This is a genomic window from Halorubrum sp. CBA1229 (assembly GCF_003721435.2).
GTDB lineage: Archaea > Halobacteriota > Halobacteria > Halobacteriales > Haloferacaceae > Halorubrum.
In genome coordinates, this window is the sequence record NZ_CP054585.1 from 2751268 (window position 1) to 2777806 (window position 26539).

Below are 26539 nucleotides of genomic sequence, written 5' to 3' on the forward strand. Positions count from 1 at the left end.
CGGGGAATAAACGCTTTGTGGGCCGGCGTCGCCGCGGGCGTCGCTGCCGGCCTCGTCGCTCTCAGGAGAGCTTTCCAAGCGCCTCGAAGAAGTCGGACGGCGGGCCGGCGATCCGCATCGGCGGCGTCGTCCGCTCGACGGTTACCTCGACGGGCGCCTCCAGCGTCGTCTCGTTGCGCCCGTCGCTGACGACGACCGCCTCGTCGACGCCCTCGACCGCCACCGTGACCGCGGCGTCGACGTCGACGACGAGCGGGGGCATCCCTTCGTCGGCGGCCATCTCGTTCACGACGAGCCCACTCACTCCCGGGCCGACGAGGGGGCCCCGCTCGGAGAGGTTGTAGGCGGTCGAGCCGGTCGGCGTCGCGACGAGCACGCCGTCGGCGTGGCCGCCGGAGTAGCGGCTCCCGTCGACGCGCACCTCGTAGTCGACGCCCGCGCCGGGGCCGCGGCGGTCGCTCTGGATCACGACCTCGTTCGCCGCCGGCACCGACGTCCAGTCGCCCGCCCGCGCCGCGAGCCGCGGCGCCTCCCGGACGTCCAGCTCGCCGCGACCGAACGCCGAGACCTCGGCGAGCACGGCCTCCTCGGCGTCCGCCGGGGGGACGGCGTTGAGGAAGCCGACCTCGCCGAGGTTGACGCCGACGATGGGAGTGTCGCCGGCGTTGCGCGCGGCGAAGAGGAACGTCCCGTCCCCGCCGACCACCACGGCGAGGTCCGCGTCGGCGAGCGCGTCGACCGACCGCCCGCGGTCGCCCTCGCCGAGCGCGTCGGCGGTTTCCGCGTCGAGCCAGACCGACTCCCCGGCGGCGACGACCGCGTCGCGCAGCTCCGCCGCGAGGCTCTCCGCGCGCTCGCTCCCCTTCCGCGCAACGATGCCGATCTCCATGTGTCTCGCGTTCTCGCCGCCGGACAAAAGGATGCGGACTTCGACCACGGCTTCCGGAAAGTTTCAAGCCCACCGCCCGCGTTGCCGGATACATGTCGACCGCCAACGGCCGACTGGGACGATGAGCGAGGAGGACGACTGGTTCGAGCGCGCGCTGCGCGACCTCGACGGGGAGTCCGACCGCTCGGCCGACGGTGAGACGGACGACGCCGAGGGCGGCGATCCGAAGACCGGAGAGGCCGACCGCGAAGCGGAGACGGACGACGGCGAAAGCCGGCAACACGACGGCACGGCCGACGGAGACGACAGCGACGAAGGCACCGAGGGCGATCGCTTCGGCGGCGGTTCGTTCGGCGATGACGACCCGTTCGGCGGTGGTTCGCCCGGCGGTGAGAGTTCCACCGAAGCGCCGGCCGAGGAGGACCTCGGAAACGGGTTCGGCGACGACGCTGGCGGGTCGTTCGGCGGCACTGACCTCGGCGAGGGCGACTCCGGGGGCCCAGACTTCGGCGAGGGCGACTCCGGGGGCCCAGACTTCGGCGAGGGCGACTCCGGCGGTCTCGATTTCGACGGCGCCGGCTCGTCCGAAACGGGCGATGGCGGTGAGGACCCGTTCGGCGGGTCAGAAGGCGGCGAGGACGACCCCTTCGGCGGGTCGGGAGGCGGGGGAGACCCCTTCGGCGGCGGCTCGTTCGGCGAGGACGACCCGTTCGGCGGCTACCGGAACTCCGCGGGGGGATCGTCGGACGACTTCGGCTTCGGCGAGTTCGGTGGGGGCGGCGGACCGGGCGACGTGGGCGACGCGGGCGGCGGCGAGCCGGAGTTCGACGTCGACCCGGACGAGTTCGAGTCGACGATCGAGCGCACCGACGTCGGGATCGAGGGGCTCGACGACATGATCCTCGGCGGGGTCCCGCGTCGCTCCCTGCTCTCCGTCATCGGCGGGGCGGGGACCGGGAAGACGACGTTCGCGCTCCAGTTCCTCAACGAGGCGCTCGAATCCGACCGAAAGGGGATCTACATCACGCTGGAGCAGACGCGCGAATCGATCCTCTCGACCGCGACGGAGAAGGGCTGGTCGTTCCGCGAGCACGCCGACGAGGACCGACTCGCCGTGGTCGCCATCGACCCCATCGAGATGGCGAACTCGCTCGCGTCGATCCGGAACGACCTCGTCCGGCTGATCGCCGAGTTCGACGCCGACCGGCTGGTGCTGGACTCCGTCTCGCTCCTGGAGATGATGTACGACCACCCGGCGAAGCGGCGCTCGGAGGTGTTCGGCTTCACCCGGTCGCTGAAAAACGCCGGCGTGACGACGCTGCTCACCTCCGAGGCCAGCGAGGAGAACCCCTACGCCTCCAGACACGGGATCGTCGAGTACCTCACCGACGCGGTGTTCGTGCTCCAGTACATCCGCGGCTCGGACTTCCGCGAGACGCGGCTCGCGGTCGAGATCCAGAAGATCCGCGACGCGAACCACTCCCGGGAGACGAAGCCGTACGAGATCACCGAAAGCGGGATCTCCGTGTACGGGCAGGCGAACATCTTCTGACGGACGCGTTCGCGTACAGCGGAATGGCTTTATAAACCGCATCGCGCAACGGATCGGCATGTCCCCCGCGATCGCGGCACTGCATCCCTCCCGTCGAGCACTCGGAAGCGGTCTGCTCGCCGGCCTTGCTCACCTGACCGTCGCCTGCGCGCTCGCCGACTGGTTCGGATTCTCAGTCGGCCTCTCTCCCTTCTCGGGGTACGTCGCCGTCGGCGGTCTGTTGCTCGGAGCGGTCCCGGTCGCGATTCTGGTCGAGACCCGACTCGTGGCCCCGTCGGTCGCCGTCGCCGCCGCGCTCGCCGCGTCGGCGTACGGGACGTGGTCCGTGTACGTCGCTCCGGACGTGACTCCCACCCCGGTCGATCCCACGCCGTTCGGCTGGTACCTGATCGCGTGGGTCGTCGTGCTCGGCGCGGCGCTGGCCGCGGGCGGCGTGGAGTACGGCCTCCGGCGGGTGTTAGCCGGACAACGCGACTGATCGGCTACGATCCGTTTAACTGCGGCGACGCCGAGAGACACCTGTTGCCACCAAACGTCTGTATCGCGTACTACTCTCGGACCGGTACCACGCGGAGCATCGCCGAGACGGTCGCCGAGCGATTCTCCGAGGCAACGGTCAACCGGATTCGACCGGCGGAAGAACGCAGATACGCCGACTGGCTCCTCCGCTCGGCCGTCCCCGGATCGAGCGTTCCCATCGAACCGATCCAAACGGACCTCCGCGAGTACGACGCGGTCTTCCTCGGCACGCCGAAGTGGACGCTCTCGTGTCCGCCGTTCACGGAGTTTCTCCGGCGGGCCTCCCTCGAGGGCTGCCCGACGGGCGTCTTTCTGACGTACGGCGGGTTCGACGAGGAGCGGTATCTGCGACGGATCGTCTCGACGCTCCGGGAAGCCGGTGCGGACGTCCGCGCCACGCTCCGAGTTCAACGCGACGCTATCGACACGCCCGACTGCGACGCCGGCATCTCGCGGTTCTGCGACGCCGTCGTCCGGTCCGACACCGATCGCTGACCGATGGCGACACGGCCGAATACCTCGTCCGTGATCCTAACTGCGTTCGAGAACTGCACCGTCCGGGAGTCACGCGAGCGGAGCGAGCGTGACAACGGACGGTGCACGATCGAAGGGAGTGCACCGTCCGGGAATTGAACCAGAGGAAGACGTTCCGGGGCTGCGGTCTCGCTTCGCTCGACCGTTCCGGGCTGCGACTTCCAGGGTTCAATTCCGTCCGGTGATTTCTCTCACTACGTTCGAGAAATGCACCGTCCGGGAATTGAACCCGGGCTATTAGCTTGGGAAGCTAATGTCCTACCACTGGACCAACGGTGCCCTATCGGAACGTCCGTTTGGCTGCACTTTAACATAGCGTTTTGGACGGTGGTCAGGACCGTTCGCGTCCGCGGATCACGCGCCCGCTTCCGCATCAGTGAGAGAGGTCCGGTCTTCGGTACCGGCCCGCGGGACGGTGCGCGCGGGACTGCGACCGGGCCGTGAGACGATATTTCCGCGATAGACGGAGGGTGCTAGCAGTTCACGTGCGATCAGTCACCATCGTACCGCAGTCACCCGATTAAGTTGGATTACACCGGATTAAAACCGCCAACTCGACCGAAAAACGGCTGAACTCCGGGCCAGCGTTTGGACGGTTCATAGGGGTAGAGGAGCCAGGGGGAGACACGATGAACACGGAACGTATCGGACTGGTCGCGGTTACGCTAGCGCTCCTCGTGGGCGGTGCGGCGACGCTGTTCGCGCCGACGGTACTGTCTGGCCCGGGGAGCGCTCCGGCTCAGGCGCAGGCGACGACCACCATCGTCCTCGACGGCGGCCTCGCGTCGCTGTTCGGCGTCACCCTGTGGGGCGTGACGCTGCTCTTCGGGGCCACCGCGCTCGTGTGGTTCGTTCTCACGACGGTCGTCGGCGCGGGCTACGAGACGCCCCCGAACGAGTACGGGCTCGAGGAGATGCAGGTCCGGATCATGACCGTCGACGCCGCCGACGTGGTTCAGGAGACCGTCGACTCCCTGCCCGAGGGGCTCGACGACGTCCACGTCGTCGCGGAATCGGCCATCGACGTGACGGGGGCGACGGTCCACGTCGTCCCGGACGAGTTCACGAGTCGGGCGGTCCGGAAGGGCCGCGCACAGGAGTGGGCACGGCAGGCCCTGACGTGTCAGAAGGAGTTCGTGCTGTACCTCGACGAGGACAGCATTATCGAGTCGCTCAACGGGCTTCCGGACGCGGATATCGTCCAGCTCCGCGAGAAGCCGCGCCGTACGGGGTCGAATCTGAGCTATCTGGCCGACGTCTACCGGATGGGCGTGCAGTACGAGCAACGCGCGTTCGCGCGCCTCTCGATCCCGCTGTTCGCGTGGGGCGGCGGTATCGCGGTTCGGACGGAGGTCGAAGAGAGGACGACGTGGGACCGCGAGACGCTCGTCGAGGACACCGCCTTCGTCTGGGCGGCCTTCCAGGAGTTCGACGTGACGTTCGCGCTGGCGGACGCCGTCTGCCGGAACGAGGCGCCGCCCTCGCTGTACGAGATCCTGCAGCAGCGCCGCCGCTGGGCGGCCGGCAACGTGCAGGCGTCGACGATGCTCCCGCTGCGGTACGAGCTGCTGACCCGTCTGCGGAACTACGCCTGGGCGCTCTCGCCGATCGTCACGCTGCTCGTCGTGCCGCTGTCGCTCCTGAGCGTGACGATCGCGTACAGCGGGCTGTTCTTCGCGGCGTCCATGGGGCTGGCGCTGTGTACCCTCGGTTGGTTCCTCCTGGGCGTCGTCTACTACGGCGATGACCACCGTCAGTGGGCGCTCGCGCTCCCGCTGGCACCGGTGATCACCGTCATCCACTCCATGGGGACGGTCGCGGGGATCCTCAACCCGCCGGAGACGTTCCGCGTGACGTCGAAGGTGGGGGGCGAGTGACGCGTCAGTCCGACGCTGACCTCCGGCCGAGCGATTGCGGTCGCCGTGCGCGGGACAGTACCCTGCATTAACCAGGCCAACGGTGCTTGGTCCGGCGGATCTGTCGCCGTTCTCATGGCGTATTTCGGGTGCCGGGAGGCACACGCTTAACCGCCCGCCGACGGACACGTTTCCATGCACTCACAGCCGACCGGAACCGACGTGGCCGCCGATCCCGAGGCCGTCGAGCGCGTCCGCGAGCGACGCGCCGCGCTCGCCCCGGCGCTCGGACGGGCGTGGACCGACGACGAGCCGTGGCGCCTCCTCACCGATCTCACCGCGATCGGGAGCCGCATGGCCGGGAGCGACGGAGAGCGCCGCGCGGCGGCGGTCGTCGCGGAGGCGTTCGAGCGCGCGGGCGTCGCCGACGTCGACACCGACGCCTTCGGACTCGACGCGTGGGAGCGCGGGAGCGCGGAGCTCCGGGTCCGAGTCCCGGACCGGGCCGGCGGGGAGACCGCCCGCGAGTTCGAGTCGATCGCGCTCCCGTACTCGCCGGCGGGCGCGGTCGCGGGCGAGCTCGTCGACGTCGGGTACGGCACCCCCGCCGAGGTCGACGAGCGCGACGTCGAGGATCGGATCGTCGTCGCCTCGACGACGACGCCGTCGGGCGGGCGGTTCGTCCACCGCATGGAGAAGTTCGGGTATGCGATCGACGCGGGCGCGGTCGGGTTTATTTTCGTCAACCACCTCGACGGCCAGCTCCCGCCGACCGGCTCGCTGACGTTCGGCGGGGAGGCCGACGCGGTCGCCGTCGGCGTCTCGAAGGAGACCGGCGCGTGGCTCCGCGAGTACGCGGTCGGCGGGGGCGTTGCGGGGAGCGGGGGCGTCGCGGGGAGCGGGCGCGACGCGGCCGAGGCGCGCGGCGCGACCGACGCGACCGCCGAGGCCGAGCTCGCGGTCGAAGCGACGACCGCCCCCGGCGAGAGCCGGAACGTCGTCGGGCGCGTCGGGCCGGACACTGACGAGCGGCTCCTGCTGATCGCCCACTACGACGGCCACGACGTCGCGGAGGGGGCGCTCGACAACGGCTGCGGGATCGCCACCGTCGCGACCGCGGCGGGGATCCTGACGGAGGCGGAGCTCCCGATCGGCGTCGATGTCGTCGCTGTCGGGGCCGAGGAGGTCGGTCTGCTCGGCGCGGAGCACCTGGCCGAGACGGTCGACCTCGACCGGGTTCGAGGCGTGATCAACGTCGACGGCGCGGGGCGCCACCGGAACCTCGTCGCGCTCGCGCACGCCTCCGACGCCGCCGCCTCGATCGCGAAGTCGGTGTCGGCGGCGACCCGCCACCCGATCGCGGTGGACGCCGAGCCCCACCCGTTCTCCGACCAGTGGCCGTTCGTCCGGCGCGGGGTGCCGGCGCTCCAGCTCCACAGCGACTCCGGCGATCGCGGCCGGGGCTGGGGGCACACGCACGCCGACACCCGGGACAAGGTCGACGACCGCAACATCCGGGAGCACGCGATGCTGACGGCGCTGCTCGTCCGCGAGTTCGCGGCCGGCGAGCGCGACGTGCCCCGGCTCGGCCGGGACCGTCTCGTCGGCGAGTTCCGCGACGCCGACTTCGAGACGGGGATGCGCGCGGCCGACCTCTGGCCCGAGAACTGGGAGTAGCGCGAGTCGACCGCGGGGGTCCGGCCGCTATCGCCCGCGGCCGGTCGGGACGGCCGGCGTCGAGCGCTTGTGGTCCGTGGCGCGGTGTCGCGCGAGCAGATCGTCGACGGTCTCCTCGTCGATCTCGGTGTCGGCGTCCTCCCCCGACAGGCGCTCCGCGATCGTCGCGGCGTCGAGCCCGCGGTCGACGCCGAGCCGGAGCACGCGGTCGATCACGTCGTACGGGGCGCCGAGGTCGTCGGCGTCGCGCTGTCCCGGGAGGAACCCCGCGGTCGGCGGCTTCTCGACGACGAACTCCGGCACGTCGAGCTCGGACGCGAGCGCGCGGACCTCGGTCTTGTACAGGTGCCCGATCGGATGCACGTCCGCGCCGCCGTCGCCGTGTTTCGTGAAGTAGCCGAGCAGCAGCTCGCTCCGGTTCGACGTCCCGCAGACGAGGCGGTTCGTCGCGTTGGCGGCGAGGTACGCGAGCGTCATCCGGAGCCGCGCGACTGCGTTGCCGGACAGGATCGGCTCGTCGTGGAGGTCGAAGCGGTCCGGGGCGACCGCGCCGAACTGCGCGAACAGCGAGTGGAGGTGCACCGTGTCGTGCTCGATCCCGAGCGCGTCCGCGAGCGCTTCCGCGTCGCGCGCGTGGTGCGCTCCGACCTTGTTACACGGGAGTATCAGCCCGTACACGCGGTCGGCGCCGAGAGCCTCGACGGCGAGCGCCGCCGTCACCGTGGAGTCGAGGCCGCCGCTCATGTTGACCACGACCCCGTCGGCGTCTGCGGCCCCGATCGAGGACTCGATGAACGTCCGGACGCGCTCGCGCTCGACGACGGGGTCGCCCGGGGCGAGCCCCCGATCGACGGGGCCGTCGTCGCCGGTCGGCCCCTCGGTGAGGATCTCGTCGACGATCGCGGCGTCGGCCGCGCCGTCGGCGACCGAGCCGTCGGTCGCTTCGGCTCCGTCGCGGGCGCCCGCGGCGACCCCGACCGCTTCGCGTTCGGTCAGCGAGTCGCCGTCGAACGCCGGGGACCCGCGCTCATCCATCGGTCGGTCCCCCGTTGGCTCCGATCGTCGGTCTCCGACTCCACCGCGTGACGCGATCCGTCACCGCGGCTCGGCGGCGATGCGGCCGCGGTCGACCGCCGGTTCGACGGTTCATGAGTTACCCGTCGCTTCCGAGCGCACGGATAAATACTCACGGTGCCAAGTGTATAAGGAATAATGCGTATTCCACGATGTATTTACTATTTTCTCGAATATCGTTTGACGAGACGCAACTAAAACGGGGATAAGTGTCCGATATATAAACTGAGCGTTCGAAAAGGCACGTCTAGAATCCGAATGTAGTGTTTTTTGGGAAAAAGACATAGGTTCTCAATTAGAACTCCCTAAGATGCCTATATTAAGAATATAAGTCCGGTATAGCCAAACGTTTATCCAGTACAATAGTCACCGTTTGTCCATGTCAGCGATACAGCTCACGTCGAGCCAGAAGCGCGTGCTCACCGCGCTCGTGAACCTCGCGGAGAACGCCGACCGGCCGGTGTCCGGGCGGGAGATCGCCGAGTCGATAAACCGGAACCCCGGCACGGTTCGGAACCGGATGCAGAGCCTCCGGGACCTCCGGTTAGTCGAGGGCGTTCCCGGTCCCGACGGCGGCTACGTGCCCACCGACGGCGCCTACGACACCCTCGGCGTCGAGCGGATGGACGACGCGGAGTCCACGCCGGTCGCGGTCGAGGGCGACCCGGTAGAGGGGGTCAACGTCGAGGAGATCGACCTCTCGAGCGTCGCGAACCCCGAGCTCTGCCGCGCCGAGCTCGTGATCCGCGGTCCGGTCAGCCCGTTCGAAGCGGGCGATCACGTCACCGTGGGTCCGACCCCGGCGGCCGGCCTGCGACTCTCGGGCGTCGTCGACGCCACGAACGTCGACGGCAACACCCTCCTGTTGCGCATCCAGGGCATGGAGACCCCCGCGGACGCCGCCACGTGACCGCGGGAATTTAAAAAGCGGCGTCGCCGTCGGCACCATCGTTGCCGTCGTCGACGGGCCTCCCGTCATCGCCGTCGCCCCGCTCGCCGGGCTCTCTCCGATAGCCGGTCGCGACCCGATCGCGGATCGCTCCCGTCGCGGCGGCGACGTCGCGGGCGGTCCGATACCGCTCTCCGAAGGCGACGCGGGCGCTCTCGGCGGCCTCCCGATCGACATCGAACGAGACTCCCTCGTACGCGACGTCCCACAGCACCAGCGGCTCGGGCGGCGCGGGCCCGACGCCGATCTCGCCCGGCACCGGATCCGAGTCGAGCAGGCGGTCGATTCGCGACAAATCAGTCTGTCCGCGGCCGACTGCCCGGACCGCGGCGACGAGGCGACGGACGAGCGCGCGCGGGAAGCCGTCGGCGGCGACCTCGAGCACGAGCAGGTCGTCGTCCCGGGTCGCGGTCGCGGTCAGGTCCCGAACGGTTCCCGCGTCGTCGCTCGTCAGGTTGTGGAAGTCGTGGCGCCCCGAGAGCCGATCGAGGGCGTCGCGGACGCGCACGTCGTCCACGGCGTGGGCCGGGTCCGCCGAGGGGGCTCCCGCCTCCGGCGCATAGAGGTGATACCTGTAGGTTCGCCGGTCGGCGTCGTGGGTCGCGTGGAATCCGTCGCGGACGTCCGCGGCCGCCCAGACCCGCACCGAGCCGGGGAGGTGCCCGTTGAACGCCCGCGGCGTGAGCCATTCCGGTGCCTCGAACGAGACCGTCTGGGCGACGGCCGAAACCCCGGCGTCGGTCCGGCCCGCGGCCGCGTAGCCGGGCGGCGTCGCGTGCGTCGGCCCGTCGCCGCGGTCGAGGATCCCGTGGTTCGCGAGCGCCCGCAGCAGGGTCCCCTCGATGGTCGTCGCGTGGGGCTGGCGCTGGAAGCCGGCGAACTCGCGGCCGTCGTACGCGACCCGGAACGCGCGGGTCGCGGTCACGCCTCGTCTTCGGTCGACCCGTCGCCCTCGTCGGAGTCTTCGCTTGTCTCGGGCTCCGCTTCCGCCGCCTCCTCGGGCGTCTCGTCGGCTATCGGCACGGTGACCACGGGAACGGGGGAGAGGCGGACCACCTTCTCGGTGACGCTGCCGAGGAGGACCCGGCGGAGGCCGCTGCGGGTGTGGCTCGGCATCACGACGATGTCGACCCCGAGGTCGGTGATGGCGTCTTCGATGACGTCGGCGGGCTCGCCCTGACGGACGTAACCGACGACGTCGACGCCGGCGGCCTCCAGCTCCGCGGTCACCGTCTCGACGCGGTTCTGCGCCGCGGTCTCGATGCGCTCGGCGAACGCGCCGGCCTGCGGCCCGCGGAGCGTCTCCGCCAGCGTGTCGACCGCGCTCACGACGTGAACGGTCGCGTCGTAGCGCTCGGCGAGGCTGGCCGCGTGCGGCACCGCGTCGTTCGCTTCGCTTCCGGGCGCGACGGGCAGGAGGATATCATCGTACATACGTAACACTGCTCGGCCCGGGTGCAAAACGATACCGGCGCGCGAGAGCGGTCGGCGTCGCCCACGCCGACACGGACGGTAGACGCAGACGGGTACGACGCGGATGGGTAGGGTTTTCCGGCGCGCGTCCGTCCACGGTGACATGGCACGAGCGGTTTCCAACCCCGACAACCCGCAGGTGACGCTCCGGACGAATCACGGCGACGTCGTCGTCGAGCTGTTCGCCGACCGCGCCCCGAAGACGGTGGAGAACTTCCTCGGGCTGGCGCGGCACGACCCCGCCGCGGACGCCGACCCCGCGCGCGACACGAACACGTGGGAGGACCCCGAGAGCGGCGAGGTCCGGGGCGACTCGCTGTACGAGGGGAACGTCTTCCACCGCGTCATCGAGGACTTCATGATCCAGGGCGGCGACCCGCAGGAGAACGGCCGCGGCGGCCCCGGCTACCAGTTCGACGACGAGTTCCACGACGACCTCACCCACGACGGTCCCGGCATCCTCTCGATGGCGAACTCCGGCCCAGACACGAACGGCTCGCAGTTCTTCATCACGCTCGACGCGACCCCGCACCTCGACGGCAAGCACGCCGTCTTCGGACAGGTCATCGACGGGATGGACGTCGTCGAGGAGATCGGCTCGGTACCGACCGACCGCCGCGACGAGCCCCGCGACGCGGTCGAGATCGAAGGCGTCACGGTCGACGAGTAAAGCGCGTTCGCGGAGTTTTTTTATAAATAAAGAGGGCCGTCGACGCTCTCAGTAGACGGACACTTCGGCTCGGATTCGTTCGAGACGCCCGGCTTCGCTCACGCCTGTCATCGAGCGAATTCGCGGTCAGGCGTCTTCCCGAGCGAGACGCTCTTCGCGGGACCGGTGTAATCCGTACACTCCGACGATCCCCGAGATCCATATGAGGGCCGTATACGGCCAGACGTAGCCGAACCCCTGTCCGTAGATCCGGATCGCTCCGAAGCAAGCGATCACGCCCAACAGAATCGCGAGCCGCTGGAGGGACTCACCGTGCATCGACCGATAGTTTGGACGCAACTGACGTATAATGCTTGCTAATGATCGTGTTCGGCGGAGTTGGTAACCCCGTCGTGGTAAGTTCGCGCCAGTCAGCGAGCGACCGCTTCGCGCTCCGTGGCCGCCGAGGCGCGCAAGTCGAACCGCGTCGCCCGCGTCCGAGCGCGAGGGAGGCGCGGTCGACGGGATCGGTCGAGCGCGAGGGACGCGTTGCTACGTGACCGTCTGGGATACGTGACCGTCTATGTCACCTGCTCACACCACCCGGTTCTCGAGCTCCTCGCCGCTTTCGAGCCGGTCGAGGTTGCCGGCGAGGATGTCGGCGACGCGGTCGTAGTAGTGCGGGGTGTGGCCCGCGTTGTGCGGGGTGATCGTGACGTTGCCGAGCCCCCACAGCGGGTGGTCCTCGGGCAGCGGTTCGGGGTCAGTCACGTCGAGCGCGGCCCCGCGAATCCGGCTGTTCCGGAGCGAGGAGACGAGCGCGTCGGTATCGACGATGGGCCCGCGCGCGATGTTTATCAGGACGGCGTCGGCGCGCATCGTCTTGAGCGCCTCCGCGTCGACCATTCCCCGCGTCGTCTCCGTGAGCGGGCAGGCGATCACCACGTACTCCGCGTCGGCGATCGCCTCGTGGAACTCGTCGAAGCCGTACACCGCGTCGGCCGGGCCGCCTTTTTCCGGAGAGTACCGAACCCCGACCGTGTCGACGTCGAAGGATTTCAGGCGGTCGAGGACCGTCCGCCCGATTGCGCCGAGGCCGACGACCGCGACCGTCGAGCCGTACACCTCGGTCGTCTCGTAGGTGCGCCACTCGCGCTCCGCCTTCTGCCGGTGCGCGCGCGGCCACTGGCGGGCGTGAGTGATCATCGATCCGACGACGTACTCGGCGATGTTCGGCCCGTGGACGCCCGAGGCGTTCGTCACGGCGACGCCGCGGTCCGCGAGGGCGTCGCTCGGGAGGTGGCCGGTCCCGGCGAAGACGCAGGCGAACAGCTCGAGCTCCTCGGCGGCGGCCAGCAGCTCCTCGTCGATGTGAAGCCCGACGGCGACGCGAGCGGTCGCGATCAGCTCGCGCTCCTCCGCCGGCGTCCGCGCCAGCCCGATCTCTTGGTCGGGGAGCCGCTCGCGGAGCGACGCGACGAGGTCCGACGCGTCCGAGCCGTGGATCGTCTGTCGCAACACGAGTACGTCTGGATCGCTCATGGCGACGCCACTCGGCGCAACCGTTATAAAGGGTGCCCGTGCGGCGAAGGGTGCCGGCTTCGAGACGGGACGAGTCGGCGGCTCGCTCCCGTTACTCCGAGGCGGCGTCGAACGCGGCCTGCAGGTCGGCCTTCATGTCGTCGACGTGTTCGAGGCCGACGGAGACGCGGATGAGCCCGTCCGTGAGCCCGGCCGCGAGGCGCTCCTCGCGCGGGATCGCGGCGTGGGTCATCGCGGCCGGCTGCTCGATGAGGCTCTCGACGCCGCCGAGCGACTCCGCGAGCGTGAACACCTCGGTCTCGCTCACGACCGTCGACGCCTGGTCGAGGCTCCCGTCGAACTCGAACGACAGCATCCCGCCGAAGGCGTTCATCTGCTCGGCCGCGAGCTCGTGGTCCGGGTGGCTCTCCAGCCCGGGGTAGTAGACCCGGCTCACGTCGTCGTGGTCCTCCAGCCACTCCGCGAGCTCCATCGCGTTCTCGCAGTGGCGGTCCATCCGCACCGGGAGCGTCTTCGTCCCGCGGAGCACGAGGAACGAGTCGAACGGCCCGGGCGTCGCGCCCACCGAGTTCTGGTAGAAGCCGAGCCGCTCGTCGAGCTCCTCGTCGTCAACGATCAGCGCGCCGCCGATCGTGTCGGAGTGGCCCCCGAGGTACTTCGTCAGCGACTGCGAGACGATGTCGGCGCCGTGTTCGAGCGGGCGCTGGAGGTACGGCGTCGCGAACGTGTTGTCGACCGCGCAGAGCGCGTCGTGCTCGTGCGCGATGTCCGCGAGCGCGCCGATGTCGTTGACGTTCATCAGCGGGTTCGTCGGCGTCTCCACCCACACGAGCTCCGTCTCCTCGCGCAACGCCGCCCGGACCGCGTCGTGGTCGGTCGTGTCGACGAAGCTGGTGTCGATATCGTACTCGTCGTACACCTGCGTGAGGATGCGGTGGGTGCCGCCGTACACGTCGTCGCCGGCGACGACGTGGTCGCCCGCCGACAGCAGGTTCAGCACGGTGTTTATCGCGGCCATCCCCGAGGAGAAGCAGCGCGCGTGACTCCCCGACTCCAGCGACGCGAGGTTCGCCTCTAAGTCGGTCCGGGTCGGGTTCCCGGTCCGGCTGTACTCGTAGCCGCGATGGTCGCCCGGCGCGTCCTGTTTGTACGTGGAGTTCGCGTGGATCGGCGTCATCAGCGCGCCGGTCTCGGGGTCGGGCTCCTGTCCCGCGTGGATCGCGCGGGTCTCGAAGCGGCGGTGGTCGTCGCCTTCGGGGTCGTCGCTCATACCGGAGCCTCGTCGGCGAGCGTGGTGATTCTTCCCCTTCGACGCGGCGGTCGCGAGGACGACGCCGCCGCTGGCGGCGTAGGTGTGTGAGAAGTGCTCGGTCAGGGATTTGAACCCTGGTCGTCGGCTGACTTCCGAACCGGCGCGGCGTCGCGCCGAATCCGTCGAAAGGCCAACATGATTGGCCGGACTACACCAACCGAGCGCGATTCCCGCTTGTGCCGCATCCGATTTAACTCTTCTCAACTCCCCGCACCGTGGGACGGCTCGACAGGGGTCCAGTCTCCGGGTTCTCCCGTGTCGACGCCGAGCCCGAAGTGCGGCGTTCGCCGGATACCGGTGGGGTGGTTGAAACGTTAACGTGCGGGTTGATGCGCCGTGGCGTCTTCGGTATGGGCATGCCGAGAGCGACACGCGACGGCGTTGGGATCGACTACGCCGTCGACGGGACGAGCGACGGGCCGACGGTGCTCCTGCTGGAGGGATTGGGGTACGGTCGCTGGATGTGGCGGTGGCTGACCGAGGACCTCGCGGACGGGTACGAGGTCCTTCGGCCCGACAACCGGGGGACCGGCGACTCGGACGTGCCCGAGGGGCCGTACTCGATCGACGAGATGGCCGCCGACGCGCAGGCCGTCCTCGACGACCACGGCGTCGACCGTGTCCACGTCTGCGGGGCTTCGATGGGCGGGATGATCGCCCAAGAGCTCGCGCTGACCGACGACCGGGTCGCCTCGCTGACCCTGCTGTGTACGTCGCCCGGCGGCGACGACGCCCCCGAGATGCCCCCCGACGTGCGGGAGCACATCTTCTCGGCGCCCGAGGACGCGGGCCCGAAAGAGCGGGTCCGATACCTGATGGAGCCCGCGGTGAGCGACGACTTCTACGAGCGCGAGTCCGAGCTCGTCGACCGGATCGTCGAGTGGCGGCTGGCGGGCGACGCGACGCCGGCGGGCCGGGAGGCGCAGGCCGCCGCGGTCGCCGCGTTCGACGCGACGGACCGACTCGGCGAGCTCTCGGTCCCGACGCTGGTGCTCCACGGCACCGCCGACCGGGTGCTCCCGGTCGGGAACGCGGACCTGCTGGCCGAGCTCCTGCCGCACGCGACGGTCGAACGAGTCGACGGCGGCCCGCACCTCTTCTTCATCGAGGAGCGAGAGAGCGTCGACGGCAGGATCCGGTCGTTCCTCGACGGGGTCGCCTGAGATGTCGGACGACACGCCCGGGGCCGACGGCGCTCGCGGCCGAGGCGACGCGCCCGACGGCGACGACGCCGGCGGTGCGGTCGATCCCCGACCACACCCGCACGGCGACCGCGCCTACGAGTGGGTCGGGTCGCTGTCGGCGCGCCGAGCGCGGCTCTCGCCCGACCGGGTCGCCGTCACGGACACGGCCGCGGGCGAGGAGTACACGTACGCCGAGCTCGACGAGCGCGCCAACCGCACCGCACGGTTCCTTCGCGACGTCGACGTCGGGAGCGGGGACCGCGTCGCGGTGGTCTCGCGGAACCGCGTGGAGCTGCTCGACCTCTTCTTCGCGACGGCGAAGGTCGGGGCGGTGTTGGCCCCCCTCTCCCACCGCCTCGCGGAGCGCGAGCTCGCGGCGGTCCTCGGCGACGTCGACCCCGCGCTGCTCGCGGTCGAGACGCCGTTCGAGGGCGACGCCGTCGACGCCTTAGAGCGCGCCGACGTCGAGCCGCCGGTCCGGGCGATCGCGACCGACGGGGACAGCGCGTGGCGCACGCTCGGCGACGACCTCCCCGACGACGGCTCGCCGGTCGAGACCGCCGCGGTCTCGCTCGCCGACCCGCACCTCTTCCTCCACACCGGCGGCTCGACGGGGACGCCGAAGGAGACGGTGATCAGCCACGGCGCGATCCGCTGGAACGCGTTCAACACGATCACGGCGTGGGGGCTCCGCGAGGACGACGTGACGCCGATGGTGTTCCCGATGTTCCACACCGGCGGGTGGAACGTGCTCACCGTCCCCTTCCTCCAGATGGGCGCGCGGATCCTGTTGAGCCCCGAGGTCGATCCCGGCCGCGTCCTCGCCGACGTCGAGCGGGAGGACGCGACGACCCTCGTCGCGGTTCCGGCGGTGCTCCGGATGATGGCCCGCCACGACGAGTGGGCGGAGACCGACCTCTCCTCGCTGCGGTTCGTCAAGAGCGGGGGCGGCCCGTGCCGCGAGAGCGTGATCGACGCGTGGCGCGACCGCGGCGTCGAGATCTCGCAGGGGTACGGACTCACCGAGTGCGGCCCGAACAACTTCGCGATGCCCGACGGCTTCCCGCCGGAGAAGACCGCCAGCGTCGGCGTCCCCGCGCTCGCGGTCGACGCGCGCGTCGTCGACGAAGACGGTCCGGTCCCGTCCGGGACGGTCGGCGAGCTGGAGCTGGCCGGGCCCGCGGCGGCGGACCGGTACTGGAACAACGCCGAGGAGACGGCGGAGACGTTCGGCGACTGGGTGTCGACGGGCGACCTCGCCCGCGTCGACGCGGACGGCTACTACCACATCGAGGGCCGGAAGAAGAACATGTTCGTCTCCGGCGGCGAGAACGTCTACCCGCCCCGCGTGGAGGACGCGCTCACCGACCACCCGGGGATCGAGGAGGCCGTCGTGATCGGCGTCCCGAGCGACGAGTGGGGAACGGTCGGGAAGGCGGTTCTCGTCGGCGACGAGTCGCTCACGCTCGACGACCTGCGCTCGCACCTCGCCTCCCGCGTCGCCCGGTACGCGGTGCCGAAGGAGCTCGCGTTCGTCGACGAGATGCCGACCTCGGGTCCGTCGAAGATCGACCGGACCGCGATCAAAGACCGGTTCGGGAAGTGACCTGCGGTCGCCGAGATCGGACACTCGCCCCAAGATTGGACGCTCGCTCCAAGATCGGACGCTCGGCCCCGAGATCGGTGTTTTCGGTCGCTTTGCGCCGCGAGCGTTTTTCTAAGGAACAACCGTTATATATGTAGAAGATAAGGAGGGGCCATGATCGACGTCACGATGGACATGGAGCAGTTCGACTGCCCGTTCATCGACACCTCCGCGGACCACGACGTCGGGTTCTCCGCGATGCACTGGCAGCTCGACACGGCGGCCGAACAGCTGGAGACCCGGCTGCTCGTGGAGTCCCCCGACCGCTACGAGCTTGGAGAGGGGCTCTCGACGCTCCGCGACCACGAGAACATGGCGGAGTACAAGCTGTTCTCGAAGCGGGACGGGACAGCGATCATCCGGACCGTCATCGAGGAGACGAACGCGATGTCGACGATCACCGACCACGGCGGCTACATCACGGGCCCGTTCCGGATCGCGAACGGCTCCGAACAGTGGCAGGTCGGCTTCGACGACGAGGCGACCACGGAGGCGGCGCTCCACGACTTAGAGAAGGGCAACGAGTTCGTCGTCGAGGACCGGTCGAAGCTGGCGATGGAGTCGCTGTTCGACACCATGCGCAACGCGAACGCCGCCTCCACGATGCTCGACGCCTGTCGCGACCTCACCGACGTCGAGCGCGACACCATCGAGACGGCCGCGGACGCCGGCTACTTCGAGTCGCCCCGCGAGGCGACCCTCTCGACGCTCGCCGACGAGTTCGACGTGTCGACGGCGGCGGTCTCGAAGAACATGCGGCGCGGGGAGAAGAAGCTGCTCCGCAGCGTCGTGCAGGCGCTCGACCGGATGAACTGACCCGGGAATCGCGGTCCACGAGGAGCGATCGGCGAATCGGATGTTCGTCGTCCGAACCCCGTGTTTCGGGGGATTTTCCGCGTTTTCGCGCCGCTTGTTAACATCTTAACTCGTCCCCTTTTGCGGGTGTGGTCACACCGATATAGGTATGCGAGACGTGACCACACGGCGATCGTATCTTCGACGAACTGGCGCGGCGGTCGGAGGGGTCGGCCTCGCCGGCCTCGCCGGCTGTAGCGGAAACGGCGGCGACGGGTCCGACGGGAGTGACGGCTCCGACGGGAGTTCCGGCGATGACGGGAGCGACGGCTCCGGCGGGAGCGACGGCGGCAACCTCTCCGGGGAGACGGTCCGGATCGGGGCGCTCCAGCCCACCTCCGGCGACCTCCAGTACTACGGGCAGATCAGCCTCATGGGGTTCTACTCCGGGCTGGCGTACAAACACGACGTGGACCCGGTCTCGGAGCTCACGCCCGGCACCTACACCGTGGAGGCCGACGGGGGTCCGACGTACGAGATCATCGTCGAGGACACCGGGTTCAGTCCCGACACCGCCCAGAACGTCGCGACGAACCTCGTACTCGACGAGGACGTCGACATCCTCTTCGGGGGGACGTCTTCGGACAGCGCGCGGCGGCTCATCGACACCGTCGTCGACGAGACCGATGTGCCGTATCTGATCGGCCCCGCGGCCGACGCGGGGATCACGGTGAGCGACGAATTCTGTCACCCGCTGGCGTTCCGCGCGAGCGAGCACACGGCGATGGACGCCCGGGCGGGCGGGACGTACGTCGCGGAGAACTTCGACATCGACACGGTCGCGGTCTTCGCGTCCGACAACGCGTTCGGGCAGAGCGTCGCGGAAAACTACGCCGCGGTCTTGGAGAGCCAAGGGGTCGAGGTGCTGGAACCGCGGTTCGTCGAGGTCGGCTACTCCGAGTTCGACGGGCTCTTCGAGGATGCCGTCTCCGACGGCGCGACGGGCGTCGTCGGCGGGTTCACCGCGTCGACGCTGCCGCAGTTCCTCACCTCTGCGATCTCCTTCGACGTGCAGGTGTTCGGCGGCTTCGCCGCGCTGCTCACGACCAAGCTCATCGGCGGCACCATCGAGTCGGCGCTCGGCGAGGACTTCACCGAGCAGGACATCCGGGACGCGGGACTGGGGCCGTTCACCAGCCGGTACCACTGGAACCAGTACGAGAACCCGATCAACGAGGAGTTCCGGGAGATGCACGTCGACGCGTACGACATCGTCCCCGACCTGTTCAGCTCCGGGACGTTCACGGCCGCCTCGGCGCTCTCGCAGGCCGTCACGGAGTCCGGGTCCACCGACGGCGCCGACATCGCGGAGGCGCTGCGCGGCATGACGGTCGCCGACACGCCGAAGGGCGCCGACGGCTACACGTTCCAGGAACACAACAACCAGGCCGCCTCCCAGATGACCGTCGCCTGGCCGGTGCCCACCAGCGACGAGTACGCCGACACGTGGGACGCGCCGATCATGCCCGGCGAGCCCCTCGAACGCCTCGACGCCGAGGACGTGATGGTCCCCGAGGAGGACGCCGGCTGCTCGCTGTGATGCTGCTCGAAACCGACGGGCTGACGAAGCGGTTCGGCGGGATCACGGCCGTCAACGAGGTCGATTTCGCGCTGGAGGCCGGCGAGCTCTGCTCGCTCATCGGGCCGAACGGCGCCGGGAAGACGACGTTCTTTAACCTCCTCACCGGGGTGTTGGAGCCGTCCGACGGCGCGATCCGGTTCGCGTCGAGCGAGGGAGGAGACGGCGGGGCCGACGAAAGCGGCGTCCGGGACATCACGGACGCCCCGCCCCACGAGACGGCGCTCGCCGGCATCCACCGGTCGTACCAGATCACGAACCTCTTCCCGACGCTCACGGTGCTGGAGAACGTCCGGATCGCGGCGCAGGCGGCGCGAGGCGCCGACGCGTGGAAGCTCTGGCGCAACGTCAAGGGGTTCGACGAGCACTACGCGGAGGCTCGCCGGATCCTCGATCGGATCGGGCTCGCGGGCGAGGGCGAGACCGTCGCGAAGAACCTCAGCCACGGCGAGAAGCGAAGCTTGGAGGTGGGCGTCGCGCTCGCTGGCGACCCCGATCTCCTGCTGCTGGACGAGCCCACGGCCGGCGTCTCCAGCGAGGGCGTCGACGACGTGGTCGCGCTGATCGAGGACGTCGCCGCCGATCACTCGGTGATGCTGATCGAACACAATATGGACGTGGTGATGGGCATCTCGGACCGTGTCGCGGTGTTACACCGCGGCGAGCTCATCGCTGACGGTCCCCCGGAGTCGGTCCGCAACGACCCGGCGGTCCGCGAGGCGTACCTCGGCGGCTACGGCCGCGAGGGCGACGCGACGGAGACGGGCACGGACGCCTCGCCCGACGGCGACGGCTCCACGGCGGCGACGGACGGGGGACGACGGATCGGTCCGTCGGCCGCTCGGAGGCTCGCGTCGTCGCCGACTCCGAACCGCGGGGGTGACGCCCGGTGAGCATGTTGGAACTCGACGGCGTCCACACGTACTACGGCGAGAGCCACATCCTGCAGGGACTCGATCTGTCCGTCGAGGACGACGAGATCGTCGCGCTCGTCGGCCGTAACGGGGTCGGAAAGACGACGACGCTGCGGACCGCGCTCGGGCTGACCCCGCCGCGGCGCGGGACGGTTCGGTTCAAGGGCGAGGACGTCACCGATCTCGAGCCCCACGAGATCGCCGCACGGGGGATGGGGTGGGTGCCGGAAGACCGGCGGGTGTTCGCACACCTGACGGTCGCCGAGAACCTCCGCGTCGCCGCCCACGCGGCCGCCGACCCGGACGCTCGACTGGGGGAGGCGTACGACCTGTTCCCGGCCTTGGAGCGGTTCGCCGACAAGGAGGCCGGCGACCTCAGCGGCGGCCAACAGCAGATGCTCGCGATCGCCCGGGGGATGTTGGGCGACAACGACCTGCTGCTCGTCGACGAGCCCAGCGAGGGGCTCGCCCCGCAGATCGTGAGCGACGTGGTCGAGGCGCTCCGGGCGGCCTCCGCGGACACGACCATGGTGCTCGTCGAGCAGAACTTCCGGCTCGCGATGGACCTCGCAGACCGGTTCTACCTCGTCGACCACGGCGTCGTCGTCGAGGAAGGAGATACCGAGGGCGTCACCAGCGACGACGAGCGGGTCCGGAGGTACCTCACCGCATGAGCGCGACCGCGCTCTCCCTCGGCGTCGCGGACCCGGCCCCGCTGCTCGCGACGGGCGGCGCCGTCGACGGGCTCCGGACGGCGATCGGCGTCCTCGTCGAGGGGCTCGGCAAGGCGGCCGTCTACTTCACCATCGCGGTGGGGCTCACCCTCGTCTTCGGACTGATGGGCGTGCTCAACTTCGCGCACGGCGCCGTCACGATGGTCGGCGCGTACCTCGGTGGACTCGTGCTCGTTCTGGTCGTCGGCTCCGGGACGGGGACGCTCGCGACGATCGGCGTCTTCTTCGCCGCGATGGCGATCGTCTTCGCCGTCACCACCGCGGCGGGCAGCGTCATCGAGCTGAAGCTGATCCGTCCGATCTACGACCGGACGCCGACCTACCAGATCCTGCTCACGTTCGGCGTCTCCCTGATCATCGAGGAGATCGCCCGGATCGTGTTGACGCTGCGGGGGATCCAGCCGGACCCGCAGTGGCAGGCGCCGATGGGAACCACTCCGGACGTGCTGTTGGGGCGCACCGACTTCCTCGGGATCGCGGTGCGGCGGCTCTACCTGTTCGAGGTCCTGATCGGCGGCGTCGTCCTGGTCGCCGTCTGGCTGTTCCTCACTCGCACGCTGTACGGGCTGTACATCCGGGCCGGCAGCGAGGACACGGAGATGGTGCAGGCGCTCGGGATCGACGTCCGCCGGGCGTTCACCGTCGTCTTCGGCGTCGGGACGGGGCTCGCCGCGGTCGGCGGGGTCCTGCTGATGTGGGACCCGATCTGGGGCCCGAGCGTCCTGTTGAGCGTCGACGTGCTGCTGTACGCGTTCGTCGTCGTGATCATCGGCGGGCTCGGGAGCTTCCGCGGGACCGTCGTCGCCGCCGGGATCGTCGGGATCGCGGACTCGGTGACGACGTGGCTGTTCACGACCGGCGCCGTCACCTTCTCGGGCCTCTCCGAGGTGACCATCTTCCTGCTTCTGGTCGGCATGCTGATCGTCCGGCCACAGGGGCTCTACGGCGTCGAGGAGGTGGGGGGCCATTAGCGACCCCGCCTCCCCCGCCGACGACGCGGGGAACGACGCCGGGCGAGACGATGCGGGGACCGACGCCGGGCGAGACGATGAAGGGACCGACGCCGGGCGCGACGACGCGGAAATCAGCGGCGACGACCGCGCCGTGACGCTCGCCGACTACCTCCGGGACCACGCGGTCCACGCCGCCGTCGTCCTCGTCTTCTTCCTGTATCCGCCGGTCAACGGAGCGCTGGAATCGTCGCCGCTGGCGGCCGAGACGGCGGCGTTCCTCCCCGGGATCACGTTCATGATCGCCGTGTTGTACATGGGGCTGTTCGCGATGAGCTTCGACTTCGTCAGCGGCTACACCGGCTACCTCTCCTTCGGCCACGCCGCGTTCTACGGCACCGGGGCGTACTTCGTCGTGCTCGCGGCCAACGGGCAGATCCCCGGGATCCCGGGCGGGACGCCGTTCATGATCACGCTGCTGCTCGGCGCGCTGCTCGCCGCGCTGTTGGCGGTGGTCATCGGCTCCGTCTCGTTCCGGCTCACCGGCGTCTACTTCGCGATGATCACGCTCGGGTTCGCGCAGGTGATCTACGAGCTGATCCGGTCGTGGGGGTACGTCTCCTCGAACCCCCAGGAGGGAGCGACGATAAGCGGCGACGGGCTCGCGATCGGGGTACCGTACGTGGACGCGCTGAGCCTCCGGGTCGGTCGACTCACCGGCGAGAGCATCGAGAATCTGCTCGGGCTGGGGATCGACGTCTCCGCGACGGTCGTCTCCTACTACGCGCTCGGCGCCGTCGTCCTGGTCTCGTACTTCGCGATGCAGCGGATCCTCCACTCCCCGTTCGGGCGGGTGATGGTCGCGATCCGCGAGAACGAGGAGCGCGCCCGCGCGGTCGGCTACCCGACCTACCGGTTCAAGCTGGCCGCGTTCGCGATCAGCGGCTTCTTCGGCGCCGTCGCCGGCGGGATCTTCGCCGCGTACTCCCGGTCGGTGTCGCCGGACAACTCGTACTTCTTCCTCGTCACGGCCGACGCGCTGATCACAACCATCATCGGCGGGTTCGGCACGCTGGCCGGACCGCTGTACGGGACGGCGTTCCACCAGTGGCTGGAGGACGTGCTCTCCACGGAGAGCGGCGGGCTCGCCACGTACATCCGCGAGGGCGTCCCGGCGGCCGTCCTCGAGACCGAGATCGCCGGGCTCAGCGTCGAGCTGTTCGTCAACACAGCGCTCGCGGGACGAGCGCCGCTGTACCTCGGGATCGTCTTCGTGCTGTTCGTGCTGTTCGTCCCGAACGGGATCCTCGGGACCGTGCGCGACCGCCTCGGCGGGACCGTCGGTAAGCGGCTGCCGGAGCGACTGCGGAGGTACCGCCGATGACGGTCGGAGTCACCGGGCTCGGGACGTACGTCCCGCCCGATACGATCGCCGGCGCGGAGATCGCCGAAATCAGCGGGATTCCCGAAGAAGTGGTCGTCGAGAAGATGGGCGTGACGGAGAAACACGTCTGCCCGCCCGACGGCGACCACGCGACGGACATGGCCGAGACGGCGGCCCGCGAGGCGCTCGCGGACGCCGACGTCGACCCGGGTGACGTCGACCTCCTCTTATATCACGGCTCGGAGTTCAAAGACCACGTCGTGTGGTCGGCCGCGGCCGCGATCTGCGAGGCGCTCGGCGCCGAGAACGCCTACGCCACCGAAAGCTACACGCTCTGTGCGGGCGCGCCGATCGCGCTCCGACAGGCGAGGGCCCAGCTCGCGGTCGAGGAGGCCGACACCGCGCTGCTCGTTTCGGCGAGCCGCGAGGAGGACCTCGTCGACTACAGGGACGAGGACGCGTCGTTCATGTTCAACTTCGGGAGCGGCGCGAGCGCGTTCGTCGTCGAGTCCGACCCCGGCGACCGGGCCCGCGCGACGGTCCACGAGAGCGCGGCCGAGACCGACGGCTCCTTCGCCGACGACGTGGTGATGCCGGCGGGCGGGTCGAAGCGCCCCCCGAGCGAGGCGACGGTGCGTGAGGGGCTCCACACGCTTCAGGTCCCCGACCCGGACGGAATGAAAGAACGGCTCGGCCCGGTCTCGCTGCCGGCGTTCCTGTCGGTCGCCGATGAGGCGCTGTCGCGCTCGGGATTCGACCGCGGCGACCTCGACTTCGTCGCGCTCACGCACATGAAGCGGTCGTTCCACGACCGCGTGTTGGCGGAGCTCGGGCTCGACCCCGAGCGGCACGGGTACTACCTCGACGAGTACGGTCACGTCCAGAGCGTCGATCAGGCGCTCGCCGTCGAGGAGGGGATCGCCGACGGTCGGCTCGCCGCCGGCGACCTCGTCTGCTTCCTCGCCGCGGGCACCGGGTACACGTGGGCGGCGACGGTGCTTCGCTGGCACGGGTGAGCTGATTTATAAGTGAGCGACGCGGTAGCCGCGTCACTCCCTTCGCGGTCACTCCTTTCGCCGCTATTCCTCGTGCGCCAGCGAGAGGACGGTCGCCTCGCCGTCGAGGACGCGCTCGTCGCGCGCGTCGACGAACGCCTCCGTCCGCACTCGGAGCCGGTCGCCGCCGAGGTCCTCGACCACCTCGACCGCGGCCCGGACCGCCTCGCCCGGGCGGACGGGGGCGTCGAAGGTGAGCTCCTGTTCGAGGTAGATGATATCGCCCGGGAGCGACGCGAGCGCCGCCGAGACCGCGGCGGCCGACAGCATTCCGTGCGCGACGCGTCCGCCGAACATCGTCTCCGCGGCGTACGCGTCGTCGAGGTGGATCGGGTTCTCGTCGCCGGAGAGCTCGGCGAACGCGTCGATCGCTTCCGCCGTGACCTGTACCTCGTGGGACGCCGTCTCGCCGACGCTCGCGACTGGCATACGTTTTCGATCCGCGTCCGGACGCCTCAATCCCGGGGTTCACCCTCGAACGTCCGAGGACGCGCGACCGACGTCACGAGAGATATATATTACTATATAAATTGGGTTTTGGATACCAGGTATCTCTTTGTTCCCCTCCGTTACGCATCGTGTACGCCACATAAACACCGTTTAATGTGGCCTATACCGGGCAAAAGAGGAGTATATATTTTGGATAGATTTAAGGGATAACGTGTGTTATCCCGATGCATGGAAACGAGGAAGGTGCAGGTCACCGGCGGTTCGACGTATACGGTCTCGATCCCGAAGACGTGGGCGACCGACAACGACGTGGAGGCCGGCACCGAAATCGAGTTCTTCCCCGACGGCGACTCGCTGTTCCTCACGCCGCGGTCGGAGGAGGAGCGCACGCGCGGGACGCTCGACATCAGCGACCTCGCCGGGCAGGCGCTCACGCGCGCGGTGACGACGATGTACGTCAGCGGGTTCGACGTGATCGAACTGGCGGGCACCGAGATCACCACGGAGCAGCGCTCCGCGGTCCGCGAGGCCGTCCAGAGCCTCGTCGGGCTGGAGGTGTTAGAGGAGACCCGCGACCGGGTCGTCATCCGGGACCTGCTCGACTCCTCGGAGCTGTCGATCCACAACGCCGTCACCCGGATGCGGCTGATCTCGCTGTCGATGCTGGAGGACGCGATCGCCGCGCTCTCCGAGCGCGACCACGACCTCGCGCGCGACGTGATCGGTCGCGACGACGACCTCGACCGGCTGTGGCTCGTCGTCTCCCGAATCTTCCGGGCGACGCTGCGCACGCCGAAGGCGGCCGAGGAGCTCGGGCTCCCGCGCGAGGAGTGCTTCGACTACCACTCCAGCGCCCGCCAGCTGGAGCGGATCGGCGACCACGCGACGAAGATCGGCCACCTGACGCTCAACATCGAGGAGCCGCTCCCCGACGAGGTCGTCGACGCGGTCAGCGAGCTCCACGGCGACGCCGTCGAGGTGATCGACACCGCGATGGACGCCCTGTTCGCCGACGACAGCGACGAGGCTACCCGTCTCGCGAACGAGGCCCGCACCGGCGTCAGGGCGATAGACGAGCGCGTCCGCGCGATCGACGAGTTGCTCCGGGACCTGGACCCCGCGCGAGCACAGCTGCTCGGGCTCGTCGTCGACTCCGTGCTCCGGTCGGCCGACTACGGCGGCAACATCGCCGAGACGGCCCTTCAGAAGGCGGCGCCGACGCCGTGAGCGCCGACGGCGGAAAAACGCGATCGAGGGAGCGGCAGCGCCGACCCTCCGACACCGAGCGGATCGCCGGGTGAGCGGGTTTTTTGAGCGTCGCCGCCGGAGCCTTCGGCATGCCAGAGATCGAACTCGGCGTGCCGCGAGGGGTCGTCGAGTCGCTGCCCGAGGAGGACGGCACCGCGGAGCAGGACATGCGGCGCGCCATCGCCGGGATCCAGTCGCGGATCAACGAGGAGATCGAAGGGGCCGAACCAGCGGAGGCGGCCGAGGTCGTCGCCGACGCGGTCGAGCGCATGGAGGCGCAGGCGAGCACGTACCACGAGTACGTCCCCGAGCTGCGCGCGTGGGGCCAGTCGCCGATCTACGCCATCGCGTGGCGGAACCTCTACGTGGAGCTGATCGGACAGCTGTACGAACACGAGTGGCTCGGCGACGAGCTGGGCCGCGAGCGCAACTTCCGGCTCGTCGAGGACGGCATCCGGCTCTCCGACCTGTAGGGGTCCGCCGCTTCGTGTTGCGGCCGACTCGGTCGATCGCCT

The 26539-nt window shown here is 69.6% G+C and carries 26 protein-coding genes and 2 tRNA genes; 18 read left to right on the forward strand and 10 right to left on the reverse strand.

Annotated features, from left to right (window positions below):
- Positions 1–61: 61 nt before the first annotated feature.
- Complete coding sequence (locus Hrr1229_RS13885; RefSeq protein ID WP_123112348.1) at positions 62–889, reverse strand: NAD(+)/NADH kinase; 828 nt, start codon at positions 887–889, stop codon at positions 62–64.
- Between the two features lie 121 nt (positions 890–1010).
- On the opposite strand from Hrr1229_RS13885, the gene Hrr1229_RS13890 reads away from it, so the two are divergent.
- Genes Hrr1229_RS13890 through Hrr1229_RS13900 form a run of 3 tightly spaced genes read left to right on the forward strand, consistent with a single transcriptional unit; the run spans position 1011 to position 3455 of the window.
- A complete protein-coding gene (locus Hrr1229_RS13890; RefSeq protein WP_123112347.1) occupies positions 1011–2441 on the forward strand; it encodes a KaiC domain-containing protein in 1431 nt (476 codons plus the stop codon).
- Positions 2442–2499: 58 nt separating this feature from the next.
- On the forward strand, positions 2500–2919 hold the full coding sequence (locus Hrr1229_RS13895; protein ID WP_123112346.1) for a hypothetical protein: 420 nt from the start codon (positions 2500–2502) through the stop codon (positions 2917–2919).
- 44 nt (positions 2920–2963) lie between these two features.
- The gene (locus tag Hrr1229_RS13900) at positions 2964–3455 is read left to right on the forward strand and encodes a hypothetical protein (protein ID WP_123112345.1); all 492 of its coding nucleotides are present in this window, start codon (positions 2964–2966) and stop codon (positions 3453–3455) included.
- 247 nt (positions 3456–3702) lie between these two features.
- Here Hrr1229_RS13900 and Hrr1229_RS13905 read toward each other — a convergent pair.
- Positions 3703–3773: transfer RNA gene (locus tag Hrr1229_RS13905), tRNA-Gly, on the reverse strand.
- A gap of 350 nt (positions 3774–4123) precedes the next feature.
- Between Hrr1229_RS13905 and Hrr1229_RS13910 the strand changes: the two genes are divergently transcribed.
- Together Hrr1229_RS13910 and Hrr1229_RS13915 are read left to right on the forward strand one after the other, a co-directional pair.
- Positions 4124–5371: a glycosyltransferase family 2 protein gene (locus tag Hrr1229_RS13910; protein WP_123112344.1), complete on the forward strand. Its 1248-nt coding sequence runs from the start codon at positions 4124–4126 to the stop codon at positions 5369–5371.
- A 174-nt stretch (positions 5372–5545) separates the two neighbouring features.
- Entirely contained in the window at positions 5546–7027 is a 1482-nt protein-coding gene (locus Hrr1229_RS13915; protein ID WP_123112343.1) for a M28 family metallopeptidase, read from the forward strand.
- A gap of 27 nt (positions 7028–7054) precedes the next feature.
- Here Hrr1229_RS13915 and Hrr1229_RS13920 read toward each other — a convergent pair whose 3' ends face one another.
- Positions 7055–8062 carry an NAD+ synthase gene (locus tag Hrr1229_RS13920; RefSeq protein WP_255212514.1) on the reverse strand — a complete coding sequence of 336 codons (1008 nt, stop codon included), beginning with the start codon at positions 8060–8062 and terminating at the stop codon, positions 7055–7057.
- Between the two features lie 418 nt (positions 8063–8480).
- On the opposite strand from Hrr1229_RS13920, the gene Hrr1229_RS13925 reads away from it, so the two are divergent.
- Positions 8481–9011, forward strand: coding sequence for an Rrf2 family transcriptional regulator (locus Hrr1229_RS13925; RefSeq protein WP_123112342.1), 531 nt, complete (start codon positions 8481–8483; stop codon positions 9009–9011).
- A gap of 10 nt (positions 9012–9021) precedes the next feature.
- Here Hrr1229_RS13925 and truA read toward each other — a convergent pair whose 3' ends face one another.
- Together truA and Hrr1229_RS13935 are read right to left on the reverse strand one after the other, a co-directional pair.
- A complete protein-coding gene (truA, locus tag Hrr1229_RS13930; protein ID WP_123112341.1) occupies positions 9022–9975 on the reverse strand; it encodes a tRNA pseudouridine(38-40) synthase TruA in 954 nt (317 codons plus the stop codon).
- A complete protein-coding gene (locus tag Hrr1229_RS13935) occupies positions 9972–10484 on the reverse strand; it encodes a universal stress protein (RefSeq protein WP_123112340.1) in 513 nt (170 codons plus the stop codon). The genes truA and Hrr1229_RS13935 overlap by 4 nt, the downstream gene beginning before the upstream one ends.
- Positions 10485–10626: 142 nt before the next feature.
- On the opposite strand from Hrr1229_RS13935, the gene Hrr1229_RS13940 reads away from it, so the two are divergent.
- Entirely contained in the window at positions 10627–11193 is a 567-nt protein-coding gene (locus Hrr1229_RS13940) for a peptidylprolyl isomerase (protein ID WP_123112339.1), read from the forward strand.
- Positions 11194–11319: 126 nt separating this feature from the next.
- Here the strand turns inward: Hrr1229_RS13940 and Hrr1229_RS13945 are convergent, their stop codons facing one another.
- The 4 genes from Hrr1229_RS13945 to Hrr1229_RS13960 all read right to left on the reverse strand — a co-directional run bounded on the left by Hrr1229_RS13945 (position 11320) and on the right by Hrr1229_RS13960 (position 14189).
- A complete protein-coding gene (locus Hrr1229_RS13945; RefSeq protein ID WP_123112338.1) occupies positions 11320–11511 on the reverse strand; it encodes a hypothetical protein in 192 nt (63 codons plus the stop codon).
- A gap of 255 nt (positions 11512–11766) precedes the next feature.
- On the reverse strand, positions 11767–12714 hold the full coding sequence (locus tag Hrr1229_RS13950) for a D-2-hydroxyacid dehydrogenase (RefSeq protein WP_123112337.1): 948 nt from the start codon (positions 12712–12714) through the stop codon (positions 11767–11769).
- 91 nt (positions 12715–12805) lie between these two features.
- On the reverse strand, positions 12806–13984 hold the full coding sequence (locus Hrr1229_RS13955) for a cystathionine gamma-synthase (protein WP_123112336.1): 1179 nt from the start codon (positions 13982–13984) through the stop codon (positions 12806–12808).
- A gap of 94 nt (positions 13985–14078) precedes the next feature.
- A tRNA-Glu gene (locus tag Hrr1229_RS13960) sits at positions 14079–14189 on the reverse strand.
- Positions 14190–14382: 193 nt separating this feature from the next.
- Here Hrr1229_RS13960 and Hrr1229_RS13965 point away from each other — a divergent pair.
- The 9 genes from Hrr1229_RS13965 to Hrr1229_RS14005 all read left to right on the forward strand — a co-directional run bounded on the left by Hrr1229_RS13965 (position 14383) and on the right by Hrr1229_RS14005 (position 24287).
- Positions 14383–15189 (forward strand): alpha/beta fold hydrolase, encoded by an 807-nt coding sequence (locus tag Hrr1229_RS13965; protein ID WP_123112335.1) that lies wholly within the window; start codon positions 14383–14385, stop codon positions 15187–15189.
- Position 15190: 1 nt separating this feature from the next.
- Positions 15191–16816: an AMP-binding protein gene (locus tag Hrr1229_RS13970; RefSeq protein WP_123112334.1), complete on the forward strand. Its 1626-nt coding sequence runs from the start codon at positions 15191–15193 to the stop codon at positions 16814–16816.
- A 153-nt stretch (positions 16817–16969) separates the two neighbouring features.
- On the forward strand, positions 16970–17671 hold the full coding sequence (locus tag Hrr1229_RS13975) for a helix-turn-helix domain-containing protein (RefSeq protein WP_123112333.1): 702 nt from the start codon (positions 16970–16972) through the stop codon (positions 17669–17671).
- Positions 17672–17819: 148 nt separating this feature from the next.
- Positions 17820–19250 carry an ABC transporter substrate-binding protein gene (locus tag Hrr1229_RS13980; protein ID WP_123112332.1) on the forward strand — a complete coding sequence of 477 codons (1431 nt, stop codon included), beginning with the start codon at positions 17820–17822 and terminating at the stop codon, positions 19248–19250.
- Complete coding sequence (locus Hrr1229_RS13985) at positions 19250–20182, forward strand: ABC transporter ATP-binding protein (protein ID WP_123112331.1); 933 nt, start codon at positions 19250–19252, stop codon at positions 20180–20182. Before Hrr1229_RS13980 ends, Hrr1229_RS13985 begins: the two co-directional genes overlap by 1 nt.
- Positions 20179–20877 (forward strand): ABC transporter ATP-binding protein, encoded by a 699-nt coding sequence (locus Hrr1229_RS13990; RefSeq protein WP_123112330.1) that lies wholly within the window; start codon positions 20179–20181, stop codon positions 20875–20877. Before Hrr1229_RS13985 ends, Hrr1229_RS13990 begins: the two co-directional genes overlap by 4 nt.
- Entirely contained in the window at positions 20874–21908 is a 1035-nt protein-coding gene (locus Hrr1229_RS13995; RefSeq protein WP_123112329.1) for a branched-chain amino acid ABC transporter permease, read from the forward strand. Before Hrr1229_RS13990 ends, Hrr1229_RS13995 begins: the two co-directional genes overlap by 4 nt.
- A gap of 133 nt (positions 21909–22041) precedes the next feature.
- Complete coding sequence (locus Hrr1229_RS14000) at positions 22042–23271, forward strand: branched-chain amino acid ABC transporter permease (RefSeq protein ID WP_123112328.1); 1230 nt, start codon at positions 22042–22044, stop codon at positions 23269–23271.
- Positions 23268–24287: a 3-oxoacyl-ACP synthase gene (locus Hrr1229_RS14005; RefSeq protein ID WP_123112327.1), complete on the forward strand. Its 1020-nt coding sequence runs from the start codon at positions 23268–23270 to the stop codon at positions 24285–24287. Before Hrr1229_RS14000 ends, Hrr1229_RS14005 begins: the two co-directional genes overlap by 4 nt.
- A gap of 63 nt (positions 24288–24350) precedes the next feature.
- On the opposite strand, the gene Hrr1229_RS14010 is transcribed toward Hrr1229_RS14005, so the two are convergent.
- Complete coding sequence (locus Hrr1229_RS14010; RefSeq protein ID WP_123112326.1) at positions 24351–24755, reverse strand: MaoC/PaaZ C-terminal domain-containing protein; 405 nt, start codon at positions 24753–24755, stop codon at positions 24351–24353.
- 249 nt (positions 24756–25004) lie between these two features.
- Here Hrr1229_RS14010 and Hrr1229_RS14015 point away from each other — a divergent pair, with 249 nt between their 5' ends.
- On the forward strand, positions 25005–26003 hold the full coding sequence (locus Hrr1229_RS14015; RefSeq protein WP_123112325.1) for a phosphate uptake regulator PhoU: 999 nt from the start codon (positions 25005–25007) through the stop codon (positions 26001–26003).
- 110 nt (positions 26004–26113) lie between these two features.
- On the forward strand, positions 26114–26497 hold the full coding sequence (locus Hrr1229_RS14020; protein WP_123112324.1) for a hypothetical protein: 384 nt from the start codon (positions 26114–26116) through the stop codon (positions 26495–26497).
- The last annotated feature ends 42 nt before the right edge of the window (positions 26498–26539 follow it).

Excerpts from the sequence above, each read along its gene's own strand:
- Hrr1229_RS13890 (WP_123112347.1), top strand. The coding sequence starts at position 1,011 with ATGAGCGAGGAGGACGACTGGTTCGAGCGCGCGCTGCGCGACCTCGAC.
- Hrr1229_RS13950 (WP_123112337.1), bottom strand. The coding sequence starts at position 12,714 with ATGAGCGATCCAGACGTACTCGTGTTGCGACAGACGATCCACGGCTCG.
- Hrr1229_RS13965 (WP_123112335.1), top strand. The coding sequence starts at position 14,383 with ATGCCGAGAGCGACACGCGACGGCGTTGGGATCGACTACGCCGTCGAC.
- Hrr1229_RS14010 (WP_123112326.1), bottom strand. The coding sequence starts at position 24,755 with ATGCCAGTCGCGAGCGTCGGCGAGACGGCGTCCCACGAGGTACAGGTC.
- Hrr1229_RS13885 (WP_123112348.1), bottom strand. The coding sequence starts at position 889 with ATGGAGATCGGCATCGTTGCGCGGAAGGGGAGCGAGCGCGCGGAGAGC.
- Hrr1229_RS13945 (WP_123112338.1), bottom strand. The coding sequence starts at position 11,511 with ATGCACGGTGAGTCCCTCCAGCGGCTCGCGATTCTGTTGGGCGTGATC.
- Hrr1229_RS13895 (WP_123112346.1), top strand. The coding sequence starts at position 2,500 with ATGTCCCCCGCGATCGCGGCACTGCATCCCTCCCGTCGAGCACTCGGA.
- Hrr1229_RS13910 (WP_123112344.1), top strand. The coding sequence starts at position 4,124 with ATGAACACGGAACGTATCGGACTGGTCGCGGTTACGCTAGCGCTCCTC.
- Hrr1229_RS13985 (WP_123112331.1), top strand. The coding sequence starts at position 19,250 with ATGCTGCTCGAAACCGACGGGCTGACGAAGCGGTTCGGCGGGATCACG.
- Hrr1229_RS13980 (WP_123112332.1), top strand. The coding sequence starts at position 17,820 with ATGCGAGACGTGACCACACGGCGATCGTATCTTCGACGAACTGGCGCG.
- Hrr1229_RS13915 (WP_123112343.1), top strand. The coding sequence starts at position 5,546 with ATGCACTCACAGCCGACCGGAACCGACGTGGCCGCCGATCCCGAGGCC.
- Hrr1229_RS14015 (WP_123112325.1), top strand. The coding sequence starts at position 25,005 with ATGGAAACGAGGAAGGTGCAGGTCACCGGCGGTTCGACGTATACGGTC.
- Hrr1229_RS13995 (WP_123112329.1), top strand. The coding sequence starts at position 20,874 with ATGAGCGCGACCGCGCTCTCCCTCGGCGTCGCGGACCCGGCCCCGCTG.
- Hrr1229_RS14020 (WP_123112324.1), top strand. The coding sequence starts at position 26,114 with ATGCCAGAGATCGAACTCGGCGTGCCGCGAGGGGTCGTCGAGTCGCTG.
- Hrr1229_RS13920 (WP_255212514.1), bottom strand. The coding sequence starts at position 8,062 with ATGGATGAGCGCGGGTCCCCGGCGTTCGACGGCGACTCGCTGACCGAA.
- Hrr1229_RS13935 (WP_123112340.1), bottom strand. The coding sequence starts at position 10,484 with ATGTACGATGATATCCTCCTGCCCGTCGCGCCCGGAAGCGAAGCGAAC.
- Hrr1229_RS13925 (WP_123112342.1), top strand. The coding sequence starts at position 8,481 with ATGTCAGCGATACAGCTCACGTCGAGCCAGAAGCGCGTGCTCACCGCG.
- Hrr1229_RS14005 (WP_123112327.1), top strand. The coding sequence starts at position 23,268 with ATGACGGTCGGAGTCACCGGGCTCGGGACGTACGTCCCGCCCGATACG.
- Hrr1229_RS13955 (WP_123112336.1), bottom strand. The coding sequence starts at position 13,984 with ATGAGCGACGACCCCGAAGGCGACGACCACCGCCGCTTCGAGACCCGC.
- Hrr1229_RS13940 (WP_123112339.1), top strand. The coding sequence starts at position 10,627 with ATGGCACGAGCGGTTTCCAACCCCGACAACCCGCAGGTGACGCTCCGG.
- Hrr1229_RS13970 (WP_123112334.1), top strand. The coding sequence starts at position 15,191 with ATGTCGGACGACACGCCCGGGGCCGACGGCGCTCGCGGCCGAGGCGAC.
- Hrr1229_RS13975 (WP_123112333.1), top strand. The coding sequence starts at position 16,970 with ATGATCGACGTCACGATGGACATGGAGCAGTTCGACTGCCCGTTCATC.